This is a genomic window from Polyangium jinanense, from assembly GCF_028435265.1.
Taxonomy (GTDB): domain Bacteria; phylum Myxococcota_A; class Polyangia; order Polyangiales; family Polyangiaceae; genus Polyangium; species Polyangium jinanense.
In genome coordinates, this window is sequence record NZ_JAGTJK010000021.1 from 176,522 (window position 1) to 196,168 (window position 19,647).

The window sequence follows — 19,647 nt, forward strand, 5'->3', positions numbered from 1 at the left end:
TCTGTGAGGCTCCTCCACGTCGCGGCCGAGCTCGCGCCCATCGTCCGTTTCGGCGGCATCGCGGACGGCGTCGCCGGGCTCGCCCGCGCCCTCGCGCGCCTCGGGCACGACGTCACCGTCGTGATCCCCGCGCCTCCGGGCATCTCTCTCGATCCGGAGATCCCGATCACGCCCGGCGTCCGCGCGCGCGTCGTCACGATCCCCGACGTCCCGGCGCACCTCGGCATCTACGGTCGCGAAGGCGACGGCGAGCACGACAACGCGCGTCGCTTCGCCCTCTTCGCGCGCGCCGTCTCTGCGATGGCCAGAGACTTCGACATCGTCCACGTGCACGACTGGCCCGGCGCGGCCGTACCCTACCTCCTCCGCGCAGCCGGCGGCCCAGGCCCGCCCACGGTGCTCACGATCCACAACCTCGCGTTCCAGGGCATCTTCCCGCCGGAGACGCTCGCGCTCCTCGGCCTCGGCCCCTCGCACTTCCACCCCGGCGCACTCGAGTTCCACGGCCGCGTGAACCTGCTCAAGGCCGGCCTCCTCGCCGCCGACGCCGTCACGACGGTGTCGCCCACCTACGCGCGCGAGATCCTCGATCCTGCCTACGGCGAGCTGCTCGACGGCGTGCTCCGCGCGCGCGCCCTGCAGGGCGGCGGCAGCGTGCTCGGCATCGTCAACGGCATCGACCTCGAGGCCTGGGACCCCACGCGGGACAAGGCCCTCGCCGCGCCGTTCAGCTCCGACGATCTCGCCGGCAAGGCCCTCTGCAAGCGCGCCTTCCTCGCAGAAACCGGTCTCGATCCAGACGCGTCCCGCCCCCTCGTTGCCTCCCTCGGCCGCATCGTGCCGCAGAAAGGCGCAGACCTCGTGGCCGCAGCGATCCCCGCTCTCTGCCGCACCGGCGCGACCATCGTCGTGGCCGGCGCCGGCGACGAACCCCTCGAACACGCCCTCACCACCGCAGCCGCCGCGCACCCGACGCACGCGCGTTTCCTCGGCCCCATCCCCGACACGAGCGCGCGCCGTCTCCTCGCCGCCGCGGACATCCTGATCATGCCCTCCCGCTTCGAGCCTTGCGGCGTCGTGCAACTCGAAGCCCAACGCTACGGCGCGATCCCCGTCGCACGGCGCACCGGCGGCCTCACAGACACCCTCGTCGACGAAGCCGAGCACCCGAGCCGCGGGACCGCCTTTCTCTTCGACGCACCCACAGTCGACGCACTCGTGCGCGCAGTCCGCCGCGCCCTCGAGCACCTCAGCGGTCCCGAGGCCGCATCCTTGCGTCGTCGCGTGCTCGAGACCTCACCGGGTTGGGATCGCCCAGCAAGCCTGTACGCGCACCTCTACGGCCGGCTCAGTGCGTCGGGAACGGTGCCGTGTAGCGCATGAAGCGTCGCAGGTAAGGCGTGTCGAACTGGACCTTCGTGATCCGCTCGACAGGGATCAACGTCGGCGATTCGTCCCAGCGCCCAAGCGCATCCACGTAGTGGAGGATGATCGTCTCCCCACCAATCTCGAGCAGTCGGCCAAGGTAGAAGTCGCCATCATCGTCGCCCTCATCCTCACACTCGATGATGACGTCAGCATGGTGCGCCTGGATGGAGCGCAGCGCCGCAGGAAACCCGCGAAGATCAACCTCGAACGGCAAGCGCAGTCCGCCAAGCAGCCCCTCGCCAACGAGCATGCGGTCCCAGTGCTCTTCATGGGCGCCGCGCTCATGGGCAAGCACATCCTCCAAGCGGAAGAGGGTGTAGCCGTCCGGCTCGAAGTCATCGAAGCAGTGGATGAGCCCAAGCTCAGGCCCAAGGCCAAGGAGGTACCCGTGCAACGAGGGCTCGCCCGACAAGCGTCGCTCGAGCCGAATCATCTTCCCCGTCCCAACATGCTCGACCAACGACGCGTACATGGCTCTCCGCACAAACCCCAGCAGAACAGCGCCAGCATAGAAGCAGGGGCAGAAGGCCGGCAAGATACGCGCGGGGACGCGCGGGGCGTTGCCCCGCACCCCAGCGGGGGCTGTCCGCCCCCTGCACCCCGGACCAGGCACGGCCTGGACCGAGGGCGGAGAAACCGCGCGATGCGCGGTTTCTCCGACGGGCCTGTGGCAAGACCACGAGCGGTGTTGCCTGCCGAGGCGGTAGCGCTGTGGCACGGTCGAGCAGACACGTCCGCGCGGCGGTTTTGACTGGCAGGATCGCCGCCGGTCTTGACTCGGCCTGTTCGATGAACTGCGCATCGCGCAGTTCATCGACCCCGGGTCCAGCGCTTGCGCTGGTCCGGGTCCAGGGGTGGACAACCCCTGGTCGGGGTCCGGGGTGAAACCCCGGTCCGGCGCTGCGCTACGCCTTGACGAGCCCCCGCTGCGCGAGCTCGTCGCGTAGCTTTGCGGCGCTGTTGAATACGAGTGCTTGCATGCCGATGGCGCGGGCGCCTTCGCAGTTTTTTTCGCGGTCGTCGATGAAGAGTGCCTGCTTGGGCTGCTCGCCGAGTTTCTGGCAGGGGACGAGGTAGGCGTTGGGATCGGGCTTGCGTGCGCCGGTCTCGTACGAGACGAATGCGCCGTCGAGGAGTGTGTCGAGTTCGCAGCGGTCGGCGATCCAGCGGTACCAGGGTGGGTAGTTCGAGAGGGCGTAGAGGCGCACGTCGGGTGCGTTTTGGCGCAGGTCGACGAGCAGCTCGCGGATGCCGGGGAGGAGGGCGTAGCTCTCGCGGACCACGTTGCAGAAGCCTTCGGCGTTGAAGGAGCGACCGGGCAGGAACAGGGCGAAGAAGGTGCGCTCGTCGATGCGCCCGAGTTCGAAGTCGATCCAGGCTGTGGGGTGCTTGTACTGGAGCATCTCGGGCAGGGTCATCCCGAGGAATGAGGGCATGACTTCGTGGAAGGGGTCGCGGACGAGGGTGTCCATCACGTCGAAGAAGAGGAGCCGCGGCCTTGGAGACACGGCGGGAGGATGGCAGGGGGCGGCGGGGTGGGGAAGGGGAGGGGGCGAAGAGGGGTCTGGGCGTCCGGAGACGTGCTTGGGGCGAGCCCAAAGGTGACTGCCGGCGCCCGGAGACGTGCTTGGGGCGCGCCCAAAGAGGGGTCCGGGCGGCCGGAGGAGGGCTTGGGGCGAGCCCATAGGCGACTGCGGGCGCCCGGAGGTGTGCTTGGGGCGAGCCCAAAGGTGACTCCGGGCAGTCGGAGGTGTGCTTGGGGCGCGCCCAAGGATGACTCCGGGCGTCCGGAGGAGGGCTTGGGGCGCGCCCAAGGATGACCCCAGGCGTCCGGGGGTGTGCTTGGGGCGAGCCCAAAGGTGACTGCGGGCGTCCGGAGACGTGTTTGGGTCGCCCCCAAAGGTGACTGCGGGCGTCCGGAACCTTCTTGCAGGGGGGTGGGGTGATAAAGTGACGCGATCGAGCCCCCCGTGACCGACACCGACGACCTCCACCCCTACGACGACATCGTGCGTCGGTTTCACCACGACGACACGGACGAGCTTCTACGCGCCCGGGGCCTCGCGCTCGTGGCGCGCCTGCTCCGCCTGCCCTCGCTGCCGCCCCTGGGGCTGCGGTACGACATGTACTTCTACAGCGGCGGCATTGGCATTTCCGATCAAATCCACATCAGCCTTCCTTGTACGCCGACAGAGACGAATGCGATCATCGCGCGCCTTGGATTCGCTACGCCCGAGGAGGCGGTCGCTGACGAGGCCTGGCGCGACGATTTCGAGTTTCTCGTGCTCGACGGGAACGACACCGAACCCCTGCACACAGCCGTGGCTGCTTTCGTGGAGGAACACCGCGCTGAGTTCCAGCCGCCCCCTGACGAGCCAATGCGCACCTGGTTCTCCCGGGAGAGCGGCCCCAATGCCTGGTCGCTCGTCTATGAACGGGAGGGCGTACTCAGCTTCCTTGCGCTCGAACAGGCGTAACCGAATCCGACCTCCTGGAAGAACTGCGCATCGCGCAGTTCTTCCACCCCGAGTCCAGGGCTTGCCCTGGTTCGGGTCGAGGGGCGAATAGCCCCCGCGGGGTCCGGGGCGGCGCCCCGGCGCGGCGGCTCACACCCACGCAATCCCTCCTCTGCCTCTGCGGGCGGTTGCCCGCGAGCCCGTCCGGCTCTACCCTGTGATCGAAAGCATGGGATCCCATGAATCGGAACCGGAGGCCGCTCGCGACACCGAGGTGACTGCGGCGCTCGATGCTCTCCGGCACGTGGTGCGGGCGCTCCGACTCTCGTCTACGGCTGTGGAGAAGGCGCACGGGGTGAGCGGGGCGCAGCTCTTTGTCCTCGGCGAGCTCGCGAGCGGCAAGAGTTTTTCCATCGCCGAGCTTGCGACCCGCACTGCCACGGATCCGAGCTCCGTTTCCGTCGTGGTCGGGCGCCTGGTCGAGCGCGGCCTTGCTGCTCGCCGCGCCTCTCCGGATGACGCGCGCCGCGCCGAGATCGCCATCACTCCTGCTGGGAGTGACCTCCTGCGTGAGGCGCCGGCGCCGATTCAGCGCAAGCTCATCGCGGCGGTCGCCGAGATGCCTGAGGACGAGCGCGCGGCCCTGACGAGGGGCCTTGGGCGGGTGGCTGCGGCTCTTGGCGCGTCTGACGGTCCCGCGCCGATGTTTTTCGAAGGGGAGCCTGCCTCCCGACGCTCGCGAAAGGCATGATCCTCGCACCGGATCTCCCGGCGCCGCCTCTCCCGTGCGCCGTTGCGCCGGGAACGCTCGCCGAGGCTGTGCATCGGTTCGGGCGCGATACGGTGGCGTTTCAATCGCTCGCGCCCGGAATGCGCGCGTGGAGTGACGGCGCGGGGGCCTGGGTTGCGTTTGCGGACACGGGCCGGGCGTGGCTCGCGGTTGGCTCGCCTCTCTGCGCGCCTGAGGAGACGGGGCGCGTGGCGCGCGCGTTCGTGCTGGCTGCGCGTGCGGCGGGGCGACGCGCTGGGTTTTGTGCGGTCGAGGAATTTCCGCGCGACGCTTTTTTCGAGCGTGTGCCCCTTGGCCGGCAGCCGGTCTGGGATCCGCTGCAATGGGAACGCGTCCTTGCTGGGCGCAGGAGCCTCCGCGAGCAGATCCGCCGCGCGCGTGCCAAAGGTGTACGGGCGCGCTTGGCCTCTGCGCATGAGCTCGGGGGGGAGCTCGGCGCTTCGATAGCGGCGCTCGCGACGAAATGGCTTGCGGGGCGGCGCGGCGGGGCCTTGGGCTTTTTGCTCGCGGTGGACCTTTTTTATCGGCCCTCCGAGCGGCTTTACGTCGTCGCCGAACGGGGCGATCGATTGGCTGGCGTGCTCGTGGCGGTGCCGGTGCCCGGCCGAGGCGGCTGGTTCTTCGAGGACATTCTCCGCGCGGACGACGCGCCGAATGGCACGGTGGAGTTCCTCGTGGATGCGGCGATGCGGCGGCTCGCGGGCGTCGCGTGTGGGCGGGTGACGATGGGCCTCGTCCCGCTCGCGGGGCCTTTGCCGCACCGCCTGCGCATCCTGCGACGCCTCGGTCATAACGTCTACGATTTCGAGGGCCTGCGTGCATTTCGGGCTCGCTTCGCGCCGGAGGCGTGGGAGCCGGTTTGGTTCGTCCATCCGCGCGGCACGAGTGAAATCGTCTCCTTGTGGGACGTGGCTTCGGCGCTCACGGGCGGGCATCCTCTTCGTTTTGCGCTTCGCGCGTGGACAGAAGGCAAACGCCGCCGGCTCCGCCGCGCGTCGGCCGGCTGACGCTGTGTTTGGTTACGACGAACGTTTCCATTCTTGACGCGTCCGCTCTCCGGCCGTAGCAAGGTTTGTCCCTACACCTGGAGGACTCCTTGAAGAAAGTCGCCATTCGCGTGGGCGCTGGCCTCGCGGTCGTGATCGCCGTGCTCTTGATCGTGATCGCGACGCGCCCGTCCGCGTATCGGGTCGAGCGTCACACCACCATCGCGGCGCCTTTGGACCTCGTGTTTACCAAGGTCAAGGATTTTCGGACCTGGGAGGCGTGGTCCCCCTGGGCCAAGCTCGATCCGAACATGAAGACGACGTTTACCGGCAACCAGGGCGAGGTCGGCGCCGGTTACGCATGGGAGGGCAACGACGAGGTCGGCGCGGGACGGATGACCATCGCCGCAATCAAGCCGAACGAGCGCGTGGACATCAAGCTGGAGTTCCTGAAGCCTTTCGAATCCAAGACCGAAAATGGATTCGCGGTCGAGGCGGCCGGCAAAGAAACGAAGATCACCTGGTTCATGAGCGGCGAAAACGACTTCGTCGGGAAGGCGTTTTGCCTGTTCATGGACATGGACGCGATGATCGGGAAGGACTTCGAGAATGGCCTCGCCAACCTCAAAAAGGTCGCCGAAGAGGCCGCGAAGACGGAAGCCCCGCCCGCCGCGGCCGAGACGGTGAACGCCGCCGCGCCGAAGTGACACGCCTTCCGCCGACGAACGGCCTCGGCTGTTCGTATCCTCCTCCCCCCCTCGTGTAAGTTCACCATCCACTGGCTTTCGACGGCGCCGGACCGCCAGCGCGGGCGCGTGGCCCCATGCGGCGTTTCCAGGCTTGACAATTTTGTTATGCCTAAGTACAGGCACGTTGCCGCAAAGCGCGTACGACAATCGCCCCGTCCCTTCCGCTCCTGGCATCGACAGCCCACGCCGACCTTTCCACTCCTTCTCCCCACCGACCCCTGAAGGCGGTTTCTTCGAGGCTAGGGCAGCGGAGCTCGACCTCTCCTGCGCCTTCATGAGGAGTCAGCCATGAACAATTCTGTCGGAACGAACGACCTCTCGGTGCAAATGCGCTCCTTGAGCGTCTTCAACATGTGGATCTCGCGGATGATTTACGCCGCGGCCAAGCTGGGCATCGCCGACTTGATCCATGAAGGCCCGCGGAGCAGTGATGATCTCGCGGCCTCCCTGGGGGTCGACGCGGGCGCGCTCTATCGGATGCTCCGGGCTCTCTCCGGGGCAGGGGTTTTCACCGAGCTACCCGAGCGGCGGTTTGCCCTGGCCCCCCTCGGCGCGACCCTGCGCACCGGCGCCCCCGGCTCCATGCGCGACTTCGTGCTGCTGTTCGGCGGCGACGTTTACGCGCGCGCCTGGCTCGATCTGCTCTCCAGCGTGCAGTCCGGGAAGACGGCCGTCGAGCACGTCTTCGGCGCGCCGCTCTATCCTTATCTCGCGGGCCACCCCGAGGACGCGCAGCTCTTCGACAAGGCGATGACCAGCTTCACCTACGTCGATACCGTCGCGGCCGCCGCCCGCTACGATTTCTCCTCGTTCCGCACGGTGGTCGACGTCGGGGGCGGTCACGGCAGCCTCCTCGTCGCCGTCCTCGAGAGGAACCCGGAGCTCCAGGGGATCCTCTTCGATCAGCCGCACATCATCGAGGGGGCGCGAACGCGGGTGGCCGCGAGCGCGGTCGCGGCGCGGTGCGAGGTGATCGCCGGTGACTTCTTCGAGGCTGTCCCCAGCGCCGACGTCCACGTGCTCAAGCACATCGTCTGCAACTGGGACGACGACGCGGCGATCCGGATCCTGAAGAATTGTCACCGCGCGCTCCCACCGGGCGGGCGGATCCTGGTGATCGAGTCCGTGATCGGCTTCTCTGCGCCCGCCGAGCTGCTCGACGTCCACCTCCTCGCGGTGGTCGGAGGGCGCATGCGCACCGAGCAAGAGCACCGGGATCTGCTGGCCGCGGCGGGCTTCCGCCTGACGCGTCTGCTCCCCACCGACGTCGGCCTCGAGCACGTCGTCGTCGAAGGTGTGCGCGAGCCATAACGCGGCCGGCGCGGCAAAGGGGAGGACATCGCGAGAAATAGAATACGTCGCCAAGCATTCGCGCATGGACCACTTCACCGTGCACGCGCGAGGAGGGACCATGGACCTATCCTTCGACCCGCGTCATCCGGACTTCATCGAGGATCCTTTCCCGGCGCTCCTTCACCTGATGGAGCACGAGCCCGTCTTCTGGAGTGAGAAGCTCCATGGATGGGTGCTCACGCGTCATGACCACGTGCGCGCGTCGCTGCGTGATCCGCGGCTGTCGGCCGATCGCGTGCGCCCGTTCCTCACCCATTTCAAGGGTCCGGAGCGCGGAACGGTGCAGAGCCTCGTCGAGAGCCTCTCGATGTGGGCGTCGTTCAACGAGCCTCCGGTGCACACCAGGCTCCGCGGCCTCATGAACAAAGCCATGACGTTGCAATCGGTCCTGGCGCTCGAGCCGCGCGTACGCGCGCTCGCCGACGAGCTGATCGATGCTGCGCTCGAGCGCGGCGAAATGGATGTGATCGCCGACTTCGCCTATCCCCTCTCCGCGACGATGATCGCCGAGCTCTTTGGCGTGCCGCGCGCCGACGTCCCCTTGCTGAAGAAGTGGTCCGACGAGCTGGGCGCGTTCATCGTCCAATCGCGCACGCTCGCCAACAAGTACGCGATCGCCGTCGGCGGGCTCCGCGCCATGACATCCTATTTCGAGAACGTCGTCGCGGAGCGGCGCCGGCGCCCACGGGAGGACATGCTCTCGCGCCTCATCGCGGCCGAGGAAAAGGGCGACTTCCTGAGCGCGGAGGAGCTTTTCGCCTGCTGCGCGCTTCTCTTTTTCGCAGGGCACGAGACCACGACGCACCTGATCGGCAACGGCATGATCGCGCTCCTCCGCCACCCCGAGGCGCTTGCCGAGCTCCAAGAGCGGCGCACCGACGCCGCGCTGATGAGCTCTGCCGTCGAGGAGATGCTGCGCTGGGACGGGCCGCTGCTCATGATGGCACGTGTCGCCTCGGAGGACGTCGAGCTTTCAGGCAAGCGCATCCTCGCCGGCTCGCGCGTCTTCCTCATGATCGCCGCGGCGAACCGCGATCCGCGGGTGTTCCCGGAGCCGGATCGTTTCGACATCCACCGGCAAGACAACCGGCACATCGCCTTCGGCAACGGTATCCATTACTGCATTGGAGCACCGCTCGCCCGACTCGAGGCGCGTGTCGCCTTCCCACGCCTTCTCGAGCGCCTGCTTACGCCCGAGTTGATCACATCGAAGCTCGTGTGGCGGGACGCTTTCGTGGTACGTGGGGTCGAAAAGCTCCCCATGCGTTTCGCGCGGCGTTCCCCTGCTCCCGAACCTTGCCCGCCATCCATGCTCTCCGGAGGCAAAGCGGCACCGACCTTGGGTTGAAGATCAGGAAATCATCGTACCTGGGCACAGGGAAGGACATTCATGGTGCACGCTGGGTTGGAAGAGGAGTGCGCGGCGCTGCGCGCGCGGGTGGTCGAGCTGGAGGCGCGCCTCGCGGCGTCGGAGTCTGCCGGGAAGGGCCAGCATCGTGCGGGGAGCGCCCCCGACCCCGAGAGCGAGCTGTCGCTCCTCCGGGCGGCGCTTCATACCCTTGCCGATGGCGTCATCCTTTGCGACCAAGAGGGCCGGCTCGTCCACTTCAATGCCGCGGCGGAGGCGATGCTGGGGCAAGCTACAACCGACGCCAACCCCTCGGACTTGTCGCGCTATCGCCTCTACCTCCCGGACGGCGTGACCCCGTTCCCGCCGAGCGAGTCACCCCTGGCCCGCGCCAGGCGCGGAGAGGTCACGGACAGTGTGGAGATGTTCGCGCGGAGCGAGCAGCAGCCCCAGGGTGTGTCCATGGCGGTCTCCGGCCGGCCCATTCGCGACAAGGACGGCGAGCTTCTCGGCGCCGTGGTCGTGTTATGCGATATCGGCGAGCGGAAGCGGTTCGCCGCCGAGCGAGAGCGCCGGCAACGCGCCGATGCGCAACGCATAGCCGCCGAAAAGGAGAGGCTTCGGATGGCGCGGCTCCTCCAGGGGCTTCTCGACAACCTTGACGTGGTCGTCTGGGCGGTCGACCCGAAAGGCGTATGCACCTTCCACGACGGTCGCGGCTCGGAATCGGCAAGCCTGACCCGTGGACAGCTCATCGGGCAGAATTTCCTCGAAATCTATCCCACCGACCACGTGGGCCGCGCACTCGCAGGCAACCACATTCACGTGATCGACGAGGGGGAGGGGGTCATCTGGGAGCACTGGATGGTCCCGGTGCTCGAGGACGACAAGCGCGTCTCGGAGGTCATCGGCCTGAGCTTGAACATCACCGAGGCGCACCATGCCAAAAAGGAGATCGAGGCAAAGCTTGCCCTGATCGAACGGCAGCAGGAGGTCATTTTCAATCTGGAGACGCCGGTCATCCAGGTCTGGGATCACGTCCTGACGCTGCCAATGGTGGGCGTCGTCGATAGCCGCCGCGCCGCGCGGGTGACGGACGACCTCCTCGCCGCAGTCTCGCGCACGCAGGCGCGCTTCGCGATCCTCGACCTGACGGGCGTCGAAGTGGTCGACACGGCAACGGCGGGGCACATGCTGAACATCCTGAGCGCCGTCCGCCTGCTCGGGGCCGAAGGGATCATCACCGGAATCCGGCCCACCGTCGCCCAGACGATGGTTTCTCTCGGTCTCGATCTTTCACGCGTGCGCACGCTGGCCACGTTGCGCGACGGCCTTTCGTTCGCGATTCGGCGGCTCCCGTCGCGCTGACCGCCGCGCCGGGGCGCTGCCCCGGGCCCCGCGGGGGCTGTTCGCCCCTCGACCCGAACCAGGGCAAGCCCTGGACCTCAGGTGGAAGAACTGCGCGATGCGCAGTTCTTCCAGCAGGCCGGTGGCAAGACCAGGGACAACGTCCCCGATCGAAATGGCAGCGCGGCTGTCTCGATGGGCAAGGTCGTCACCAGTCTGGCCTGTTCGATGAACTGCGCATTGCGCAGTTCATCGACCCCGGGTCCAGCGCTTGCGCTGGTCCAGGTCCAGGGGCGGACAGCCCCTGGTGGGGCCTGGGGCAACGCCCCAGCGCAGCGGCTTCGCATGCTCAGCGGCTCATTCCGAGGGTTCGTCCGCGAGGTATTTCGCGAGCGTCTTGACGTCGATCCCCAGGCGATCGGCCGTGCGCGACTTGTTCCCGCCGAGCTCGGCGAGGGCCCAGCGGGCATACCGTTGCTGCACCTCGCGCAGGGGCAGCACGGGCCCGGCGAATTGGGGGCCCTGTGCGCCCTCCGCGGGCGCGTGGGGCAGCGCCGCGTCGGCGAACAGCGCCTCGGGCGAGCGGCCGAGCAGCACGAGGCGCTCCACGGCGTGGGCGAGCTCCCGCACGTTGCCGGGCCAGGGATACTCCAGCATGGCCAGCATGCATTCGCGCGAGAGGCGCTCGACGCGGGAGGTCGGGTGGCGCGCGCGCGCCTTTTCGAGCAGATCGGCGGCGAGCTCGGGGAGATCCTCGCGACGCTCGCGCAAGGGTGGCACGTTCACGGGCACGACGTCGAGCCGGTAGAGCAGATCCTCGCGGAAGAGGCCCTCGGCGACGCGGCGGCGCAGGTCGCGGTGCGTGGCCGTGACGATCCGCACGTCGATGGGCGTCTCCTTCGTCGAGCCGACGGGGCGGACGACGCGCCGTTCGAGCACGTCGAGCAATTTCGCTTGCAATGCTGGCGCCATTTCGCCGATCTCGTCGAGGAAGATGGTGCCCCTTTCGGCCTCGGCGAAGAGGCCGCTGCGGCGCGTGGTCGCGCCCGTGAAGGCGCCCTTGGCGTGGCCGAAGAGCTCGCTTTCGAGCAGCGGCTCGGGGAGCGCGGCGCAGTTCACCGTGACGAACGGGCCTCGCGCGCGGCCGCTCTCGGCGTGCAGATACCGGGCGAGCAAGCCTTTCCCCGCACCCGTGGGCCCCATGAGCAGCACGGGCGCGTCGCTCGGCGCCACGCGGGCGAGCACGTCGAGCGCCGCGCGCATGGCCGGGCTCTTGGCCACGATGCCCGCCTTCGTGGCCTCGTCGCGCAGCGATTTGCGGAGCGTGCGGGCCTCGCGCCGGATGCGCGACTCGTCGAGGGCGCGGCCGAGATACACGACGAGCTCGTCGAGCTTGAAAGGTTTCGTCAGGTAATGGTACGCCCCGCGCCGGATGGATTCGATCGCGGTCTCCAGCGCGCCGTAAGCGGTCATCACGAGGACCGGCAGATCCGGCACGGCGCGGCGCGCGGCGGTCAGGAGCTCGATGCCGTCCATGCCGGGCATGCGCAGGTCCGTGACGAGCGCGTCGACCGGCTCGGCCTCGATCCGCGCGAGCGCCTGCTTGCCCGTGGCCACCGCGGACGCCGAAAAACCGTGGTCGGCCAGGCCGTCGGCGAGCATGTCGGCCATTTCGAGCTTGTCGTCCACGATGACGATATGCGGGGCGTGGGATCGATCAGGCATCGGAGCACTCCTCACCTTGGGCAGGCACGTGGATGCGCGCGCGGGTGCCGCCGCCCTCGTGGGGTTCGAGCACGAGCGTGCCGCGGTGGATGTTCACGATCTCGTGGACAATCGCGAGGCCGAGGCCCGAGCCGGCGGGCTTCGTCGTGAAAAACGGCTCGGTCGCGCGGGCGATGTCCTCGGGCCTTATGCCGGCGCCGCGATCCTCGACGATGAAATCGACGCCCGCGTCCGCGGCGCGCACCGAGAGCGCGACGAGCGTCCCGGGGCTGCTCGCCTCGCAGGCGTTGAGCAGGAGGTTCACGACCGCGTGCTCGAGCAGGCGAAGATCACCCGCCAGCGTGGGCAACCCCTCGTCCACGACCGTCACGAGCGTGATGTGCGCGGCGACGAACCGGTGCTCGACGAGCCGGAGCGCCCCGCGCGCGACGTCGCCCGGATCGACGGGGCGCAGCGAGGGGGAGCCGCCGCGGGCGAGGTCGAGGAAGCCACGCACGACCTGGGTGATGCGTTCGGCCTGCTCGCTGATGGTCCGCACCGCGCGCGCTGCTTTCGAATCCTCGCCCACGCGGGCCGCGAGCTGCTCGGCGCGGCCGAGGATGACCCCGAGCGGCGTGGAGATCTCGTGCGCGATCCCCATCGCCAGCGTGCCCGTCGTGGCCGCGCGGCTCGCCCGCGAGAGCCGCTCGTCGCTTTCGCGGACCAGCGCGGCGAGGGCGAGCTGCTTTTCGAGCTCGAGCTCGCGACGCTGCCGGCGCAAGGCCGTCGCGCCGAACGCCACGATGAGCGCGCACGGCACGAGCACGCCGATGAGCAATCGGCCGCGGGCTCGATCCCATCGATCCCGCTCCTGCGACGCGCTCGCCACCACCGCGGTCGTCCACCGGCCGAGGGACCCGGCATCGGTCGCGGCCACGGCGGCCACGGCCCGGCGATGGGGCAGCCCGAGGGCGACCGCGTCGTCGCGTTCGAGCCGGGTGGTGTCGCGACCTTCGGACACCGCGCGCGTGAGCGGCGTGCTCTCGATTTGCCGGCCATCGGCCGCTTGCCACAGCGCCTCGTCGGGCGGCCGGACCAGGACCACGAGCTCGTCCGGGCGCTCGATCCGCGCCGAAGGACCCATGAGCCACGCGACGGGCACCGTCAATTCGACCGTTCTCCCTTCGGTCGAGGGCACACGCACCGACATCGTCCGCGGCGGGCGTACGCTCGGCGCGCTCTCCGACGAACGGACCTCGATGCTCGGATAGGCCTTTCGCATCCCCGCCGAGGGCCCGTGGCCCGCGGACACGTCGTCCGCGACGAGCAAGGCGTCCCGCCGCACCGCGGAGAGCCGCGCGGAGAGCTCGTCCGACAGGAGCAGCGCGAGCATCTGCTGCTGCCGCGCGAGGGCCACGAGCGCGCCTTCGAACTCGCGCTGCTCGTCGAGCAGCGCGAGCGTCGTGATGGCGAGCACCCCGAGCGCCGCCGTCCAGACGAGCCAGCCGCGCCGGATGGCCCGCGCGATCCGCGAGGGGAGCGTCCGGAAGGGGAGGGGAGGCGAGGCTGATCGCATGGCGAGGGCGTTTCCCGCGGCGGATCCGCCGATTGCAGCGCGCATGCCACGGCGGAGCGAGGCTCTATCCTGCGCGGGACCGGGCGCGCATGCAGGGAAATTTTCCCATCAAGGTCGGGAATTTTTCCCGTTCTCGCGCCTCGGTCGACGCCCGGATCCCGGGCGATTCGGCTTGCTGTGCCCTTGGCATCGTTGGTGCTCATACAGCATGCATGCTTCACGAGGATCGCGCCGTACGGCGGTGGATGGCGCTGCTTTCGCTTGGCCTCTTGCTCGTGCCAGGTTTTTCGTCGGCGGAGCAGGCCGCGGCCACCGCGCAATCGCCGGGCCTGAAGGCTTTTTCGTTGCGCGAGGCGATCACGTACGCCGAGAAGCGGAACCCGGATCTCGTCGCGGCCCGCGCGCGGGTGCAGGCCGCGCAGGCCGCCGCGCGGGTGCCCCGGGCGCAGTGGCTCCCCTCCGTCGGCGCGACGGCCCAGATCCTCGGCTCGACGGTCAACAACTCCACGGCGACCGTCCTCTCGAACCCGCGCGTCGACCTGCCGCGGATCGGCGCGACCCGCATCTCGGCCGAGCCGGATTTCACGCCTTACGCCTCGACGCTCGTCGCGGTCGGCCTGCGGCAGGAGATCTTCGATTTCGGCCGGATCGCCGCGCAGACGGCGGCCCTCGATGCGCAGGCCGAGCTCGAACGGCAGCGGACCGAAGGCGCGAAGCTCGACGTCACACTCGAGGTCACCGAGGCGTACTGGGCCGTGCGCGCGGCGAAGTCGGTGGCGCAAGCAGCCGACGAAGCCGCGGCGAGGGCCTCGACGCATCGCGATGCGGCGCGCGCGGGCGTCTTCGCAGGCCTTCGGACGCCCGTCGATCTCGCCCGCGCCGAGGCGGAGGTCGCGCGGTTCGAGGTCGCGAAGGTGCGGGCCCAGGGCTCGCTTGCCGCCGCGCAGGCCGTCTTCGCGGCCGTCGTGGGCGTGCCCGATGCGGCGCTCGACGCGGGCGGCGAGGCAGGCGAAGACGAGGCGCTCGGCTCGTTGGATGCGCTCCTCGAACGCGCCCGGGAAGGCAGCGCGGAGGTCCAGCAAGCGCACGCGCGGGTCGACCTCGCGAAGGCCGAGACGCGCGCGGCGGCGGCGCAGATGCGGCCCGACATCTTTCTCACCGCGGCGATCTCCGGGCGCGCGGGCGGCGCGCCGCCCTCGAATGGATCGACCGTGGGCGGGCACGGCTTCGCGCCGCTCGTGCCGAACTGGGACGTCGGCGTGGTGCTGAGCGTCCCGCTCTACGATCCGGTCCTCGCGGCCCGGCGTGACGCGCTCCGCGAGGTCGAGGACGTGCGGGAGGCGGAGCTCGAGGCGACCCGCACGACGCAGGCGGCGACCGTGCGACAGGCCTACCTCGGCCTCGTCGCCGCGCGCCAGGCGCTCGGGGCGCTGGAGCGCTCCGCGGCTGCGGCGCGGGCGAACCACGAGCAGGCCGAGGCGCGGTTCAAGGCCGGCCTCGGCACGATGCTCGAGCTCGTCGACGCCGAGGCGCTGCGGGTGGAGGCCGAGGTCGAGCGCGCGGTGGGCGGGTTCGAGGTGGCGAGGGCGCGGGCCGCGCTCCAGCGGGCCGTGGCGGAGGTGCGCTGATGAAACGAATGGATCGGCGGGTGATGATCGCGCTCGGCGCAACGCTCTTCGTGGCGCTCGGCGGCGGCGCGGCGCTGCTTCTTCGGGCGAATTCGTCGGACGTGACACCGCTCTCGGCGCAGCCGAAGGCCGCGACGGTCGTGCCCGCGCGCGAGGCGACATATCGGCCCACGCGGCGCTTCGTGGGCACACTCGCGCCGTGGCAAGAGGCGAACGTCGGCCCGCAGCTCGTCTCGGCCTACGTCGAGACGGTGCTCGTACGGCCCGGGGATGTCGTGAAGCGCGGGCAGGTCCTCGCGACACTCGACTGCCGCAACGCGTCTGCGGGCAGCCAGAGCGTCGCCATGCAGGCCCGCGCCCTCGACCAGCGGCAGCGAGCCATCGCGAGCGAGGCGGCGCGCGTGCAGGGCCTCGTCGACGATGGGTTCGTCTCGAAGAACGAAGCCGAGCAAAAGGCCGCGCAGAGCGCCGCGGCCGATGCGCAATTGAAGGCGCTGCGCGCGGAGCTCGCGGGCAAAGCGCTCGAGGTGAACGATTGCGTGCTCAAGGCGCCGTTCGACGGGGAAATCACCCGCAGGAGCCTCGATCCAGGCACGTTCGTGCGGCCCGGGACGGCGCTCGTGTCGATGGTCGATCGCGCCATCATCCGCGTCACGGCGGACGTCCCCGAGGTCGATTTCCAGGCGGTCACGCCGGGCGCCGAGGTCAAGCTGCGCCTGCTCGCGACGGGCAAGGAGATGACCGCCCGCGTCGCGCGACGCTCTCCAGCGGCCGATCCCGTGACGCGCACGCTGCACGTCGAGATCGACGTGCCCGACCCGGAACGAACGCTCCCCGTGGGGACCACCGCCGAGGTCTTCACCGAGGTCGGCGCGCCCCAGCCCGCCATCGAGGTGCCGCTGCGCGCAGCGACGGTGCGTGGCGCGAAGGCGACCGTGGTCATCGTCGAGGGCGACGTCGCGCGAAAGGCCACGGCGCGTGTCCTCGGCGAAACCGGAAAGAGCCTGTTCCTCGAGCCCTCGATCCTGCCTGGCTCCCTCCTCGTGCTCGAAGGCCGGGCGCAGCTCCGGAATGGCGACGTGGTGCGCGCGAAGGTCGAAGGCGCGGCCGCGCCCGTGCCGTCCCTCGTGCCCGTGTCCACGCCTGCGCCCTCGGGAGGTGCGGTCCGATGACCCGCCTCGCGCTGCGAAACCCGCTCGCGGTGCTCGTGGTGAGCATCGCGCTGATGGTCTTCTCCGCGGTCGTCACGCCGCGTTTGGCCGTCGATACCTTCCCCGAGCTCACGCCGCCCGTGCTCATCGTCGGCACGCTCGCCTCTGGGCTCGGACCCAAGGACGTCGAGAAGACGATCACGTGGCGGCTCGAAAAGTTCATCGCCGCCACGCCCGGCGTCGACCACATCAAGAGCGAATCTCGAAACAGCCTCAGCATCATCTATGTGTGGCTGAAATGGGGGACCGACCTCAACGCCGCGCAATCGCTCGTGCAGCAGCAGGTCGCGTTTGCGATGTCGTCCGTGCCGAAGACGCTCGGTGTCCTACCGCCGTTCGTCTTGCAATACGATCCCTCGAACGCGCCCCTCATCCAGATCGCGGTTCATGGCGGCGGGCTGAGCGGACCGCAGCTTTATGATTTCGCGGTCAACACCGTGGAGCCCATCATCGAGGGGATCCCGGGCGTCGCCAGCGCTTCGCCGAACGGCGGCCGCGAGCGCCAGATCAACGTCGTCGTCGATCCGGTGCGCGCCCAGGCGCGCGGCGTGACCTCGAGCGAGATCGCCGCCGCGGTAGACAAAGCGAACGCGCTCCTGCCGTCGGGCCGCTTCATGGCCGCGGGCTTCGAGGCGAACGTCTACACGAATGCGGTCGCGCCGCGCGTCTCGGACATCGGCGAGTCCGTGGTGAAGGTCGTGAATGGGCACCCGGTGCTGGTGCGCGACGTGGCCACGGTCGAGGACGGCGGAACGCTCCCCACGCAGTTCGTCTCCGTCGACGGGAAACCCGCCGTGTACCTCAACGTGCTCCGGATTCCCGGCGGAAACACCGTGCAGATCGTGGAATCGATCCGCGAGGCGCTCGCGCACCTGCCCGAGCTCCCCCCCGGGATGGTCGTGCAGCCCATCTTCGATCAATCGACGTTCGTCGAGGGCGCGATGAAGGGGCTCGGGCGCGAGATCGTGCAGGCGCTCTTCCTCATCGCGGGGGTCATCCTGATCTTCCTGCAGAGCGGGCGCTCGGTGCTCATCGCGGCCATTTCCGTGCCGCTGAGCTTCGCGGTCATCCTGCTCGTCCTTTACGCGACGGGCCAATCGCTCAATGCATTCACGCTGGGCGGGCTGACGCTGGCCATGGGGCCGCTCGTCGACATCTCGGTCGTCGTGCTCGAATCGATCCATCGCAGGCGCATCGCCGGCGAGGACGACGCGACGGCGGCGCTCCGGGGCGCGAACCTCGTCGCCGGGCCCGCGCTCGCCGCTTCGCTCTGTACCATTGCGGTGCTCCTGCCGGTCGTCCTCCTGACGGGACTTGCGAAGAAGCTCTTCTCGCCCCTCGCGCTCACCGTCGCATCCGCGATGGTCGCCGGATATTTCGTGAGCATGCTGGTGACGCCCGTCGCCTGCCGTTACCTGCTCGGCCACGACGAACCGGGAAAACTCGCGCGTACGCTCGAACGAGCCGTCGAAAGGCTCGCGGGGGCGTACGCGGCGGCGCTCCGCGTGGCGCTCTTCCACCGGGGCGCCGTCGTCCTCGCGACCGTCGTGCTCGTCGCGGGCAGCGTTTATGGCGCGTCGCGGCTCCCGAGCGCGTTTTTCCCCGAGATCGACGAATCGATGGAGCGCGTCTACGTCCGCCTCGCGCCCGGGACCTCGCTCGAAGAGTCGACGCGCGTGTTCCAGGAGATCGGGCAGGCGCTCCGGGAGGAATTGCCCAGGGACGAGGTCGAGCTCGTGCTCATGAACGTTGGAGCTCCCAGCAAGGCCCGCGCGAAGATGAACAGCCCGAACGCCGGCCCGCACATGGGTTTTTTGCGTGTCGCGCTCGTGCCGCCCGAGAAACGCAAGCACTCGCAGCGCGAAATCGCCGACATGATGCGCGCAATCCTCGCGCGGCGTTTCCCCGGTGTGGATTTCTTGCAGGCCCCCGGCGGGCTCGTGGCCAGCGTCTTCTCGAATGGATACATGGCCCCGCTCGTCGTCGAGGTGCGCGGGGACAACCTCGAAGAGCTCGACGCCCAGGCCCGCGCCGCCGCCGAGGTCGCGCGGACCGTGCCGGGCGTCCGTGACATCTATACGACCTTGCAGCTCGATTACCCCGAGCTCCGCGTGGCCACCGACAGGCAGGAGGCGGGCCTCGTCGGCGTGACGGCGCGCGCCGCGGCGCAAACGACGCTCGAAGCGACGCTCGGGAACATCAATGCACCCTCGGTCTGGGTCGACGGCTCGAATGGCCAGTCGTATTACGTGGTCACCGCCTACGATCGCGGGGTCGTGAGCGAGGCCGACCGGCTGCGCGAAATCCCGATCCGCGCGCTCTCCTCGGGCGCCGTCACCCTCGGCAGTTATGGCGCGATCGAGCGATCGGCAGGCCCAATCTCCATCGAGCGCAACCACCTCCAGCGCGTCGCGCACGTCCTCATGCAGACCGAGGGGCGGGATCTCGGCAGCGCCGCCGCCGATCTCGAAGCGCGGCTCGAGCAGGATCCACGCACCCACGACGTGCGATTCGCCATGGCCGGGCAGGTCGAGTTGATGCGCACGACCTTCGGCGGCCTCGGGATCGCGCTCGGCCTCGCCGTCATGGTCGTCTTCATGATCATGACCATTCAGTTCAAGTCGCTCCGGCTGCCGCTCGTCATGTTGTTCACGATCCCTGCATGCCTCGTCGGTATCGTCGCGGCGCTCCTCGGCGCGCGCGAAGGCTTTTCCATTCCCGCGTTGATGGGGGTCCTCATGGTCATCGGCATCGCCGTGTCGAACGGCATTCTGCTCGTCGACCATGCGAATCGGTCGTTCCAGTCGGGCAAGGACCTCCTCGAAGCGGCCGTCGAGGCAGGACGCGCTCGATTCAGCCCCATCGCCATGACGAGCCTCGCCACCATCATCAGCTTGCTCCCGACCGCGCTCGGCCTCGAGCACGGGACGGAGTCGAACCGCCCGCTTGCGCTTGCCGTCACCGGCGGCCTTGCTTCGTCCACCTTCCTGTCGCTTTTCCTCGTGCCTTCGATGTTCGTTTTCCTGGCCAAACGAAGTCCCGAGGACGTGCTTTCCGTCGAATGAACCGTA

At 69.1% G+C, this 19,647-nt stretch carries 15 protein-coding genes; 11 read left to right on the forward strand and 4 right to left on the reverse strand.

All coding sequences use genetic code 11. The features are described from left to right. The first annotated feature begins 3 nt into the window (after positions 1–3). Positions 4–1,383: a glycogen synthase gene (locus KEG38_RS31170; RefSeq protein WP_272423570.1), complete on the forward strand. Its 1,380-nt coding sequence runs from the start codon at positions 4–6 to the stop codon at positions 1,381–1,383. On the opposite strand, the gene KEG38_RS31175 is transcribed toward KEG38_RS31170, so the two are convergent. Together KEG38_RS31175 and KEG38_RS31180 are read right to left on the reverse strand one after the other, a co-directional pair. Further along, the gene (locus tag KEG38_RS31175) at positions 1,349–1,900 is read right to left on the reverse strand and encodes a hypothetical protein (protein ID WP_272423571.1); all 552 of its coding nucleotides are present in this window, start codon (positions 1,898–1,900) and stop codon (positions 1,349–1,351) included. The genes KEG38_RS31170 and KEG38_RS31175 overlap by 35 nt on opposite strands. Positions 1,901–2,333: 433 nt before the next feature. Further along, entirely contained in the window at positions 2,334–2,936 is a 603-nt protein-coding gene (locus KEG38_RS31180; protein ID WP_272423572.1) for an HAD family hydrolase, read from the reverse strand. A gap of 462 nt (positions 2,937–3,398) precedes the next feature. Here KEG38_RS31180 and KEG38_RS31185 point away from each other — a divergent pair, with 462 nt between their 5' ends. The 7 genes from KEG38_RS31185 (at position 3,399) to KEG38_RS31215 (ending at position 10,478) form a co-directional block, all read left to right on the forward strand. Continuing rightward, on the forward strand, positions 3,399–3,905 hold the full coding sequence (locus tag KEG38_RS31185) for a hypothetical protein (RefSeq protein WP_272423573.1): 507 nt from the start codon (positions 3,399–3,401) through the stop codon (positions 3,903–3,905). Between the two features lie 208 nt (positions 3,906–4,113). Continuing rightward, a complete protein-coding gene (locus KEG38_RS31190) occupies positions 4,114–4,635 on the forward strand; it encodes a MarR family winged helix-turn-helix transcriptional regulator (RefSeq protein ID WP_272423574.1) in 522 nt (173 codons plus the stop codon). Continuing rightward, positions 4,632–5,681: a phosphatidylglycerol lysyltransferase domain-containing protein gene (locus KEG38_RS31195; protein ID WP_272423575.1), complete on the forward strand. Its 1,050-nt coding sequence runs from the start codon at positions 4,632–4,634 to the stop codon at positions 5,679–5,681. Before KEG38_RS31190 ends, KEG38_RS31195 begins: the two co-directional genes overlap by 4 nt. A gap of 89 nt (positions 5,682–5,770) precedes the next feature. Further along, positions 5,771–6,367: an SRPBCC family protein gene (locus tag KEG38_RS31200; RefSeq protein ID WP_272423576.1), complete on the forward strand. Its 597-nt coding sequence runs from the start codon at positions 5,771–5,773 to the stop codon at positions 6,365–6,367. A gap of 330 nt (positions 6,368–6,697) precedes the next feature. Further along, positions 6,698–7,720: a methyltransferase gene (locus tag KEG38_RS31205; protein WP_272423577.1), complete on the forward strand. Its 1,023-nt coding sequence runs from the start codon at positions 6,698–6,700 to the stop codon at positions 7,718–7,720. A gap of 100 nt (positions 7,721–7,820) precedes the next feature. Next, a complete protein-coding gene (locus KEG38_RS31210) occupies positions 7,821–9,110 on the forward strand; it encodes a cytochrome P450 (protein ID WP_272423578.1) in 1,290 nt (429 codons plus the stop codon). 42 nt (positions 9,111–9,152) lie between these two features. After that, positions 9,153–10,478, forward strand: coding sequence for a PAS domain-containing protein (locus KEG38_RS31215; protein ID WP_272423579.1), 1,326 nt, complete (start codon positions 9,153–9,155; stop codon positions 10,476–10,478). Positions 10,479–10,814: 336 nt separating this feature from the next. Here KEG38_RS31215 and KEG38_RS31220 read toward each other — a convergent pair whose 3' ends face one another. Both KEG38_RS31220 and KEG38_RS31225 read right to left on the reverse strand, forming a co-directional pair. Next, positions 10,815–12,182: a sigma-54-dependent transcriptional regulator gene (locus tag KEG38_RS31220; protein ID WP_272423580.1), complete on the reverse strand. Its 1,368-nt coding sequence runs from the start codon at positions 12,180–12,182 to the stop codon at positions 10,815–10,817. After that, positions 12,175–13,737 carry a sensor histidine kinase gene (locus tag KEG38_RS31225; protein ID WP_272423581.1) on the reverse strand — a complete coding sequence of 521 codons (1,563 nt, stop codon included), beginning with the start codon at positions 13,735–13,737 and terminating at the stop codon, positions 12,175–12,177. The genes KEG38_RS31220 and KEG38_RS31225 overlap by 8 nt, the downstream gene beginning before the upstream one ends. A 212-nt stretch (positions 13,738–13,949) precedes the next feature. Between KEG38_RS31225 and KEG38_RS31230 the strand changes: the two genes are divergently transcribed. Genes KEG38_RS31230 through KEG38_RS31240 form a run of 3 tightly spaced genes read left to right on the forward strand, consistent with a single transcriptional unit; the run spans position 13,950 to position 19,641 of the window. Beyond that, positions 13,950–15,365, forward strand: a complete 1,416-nt coding sequence (locus KEG38_RS31230) for a TolC family protein (protein WP_272423582.1) — start codon at positions 13,950–13,952, stop codon at positions 15,363–15,365. Then, positions 15,365–16,537 carry an efflux RND transporter periplasmic adaptor subunit gene (locus KEG38_RS31235; protein ID WP_272423583.1) on the forward strand — a complete coding sequence of 391 codons (1,173 nt, stop codon included), beginning with the start codon at positions 15,365–15,367 and terminating at the stop codon, positions 16,535–16,537. The genes KEG38_RS31230 and KEG38_RS31235 overlap by 1 nt, the downstream gene beginning before the upstream one ends. Beyond that, complete coding sequence (locus KEG38_RS31240; protein ID WP_272423584.1) at positions 16,534–19,641, forward strand: efflux RND transporter permease subunit; 3,108 nt, start codon at positions 16,534–16,536, stop codon at positions 19,639–19,641. The genes KEG38_RS31235 and KEG38_RS31240 overlap by 4 nt, the downstream gene beginning before the upstream one ends. Positions 19,642–19,647: the final 6 nt, after the last annotated feature.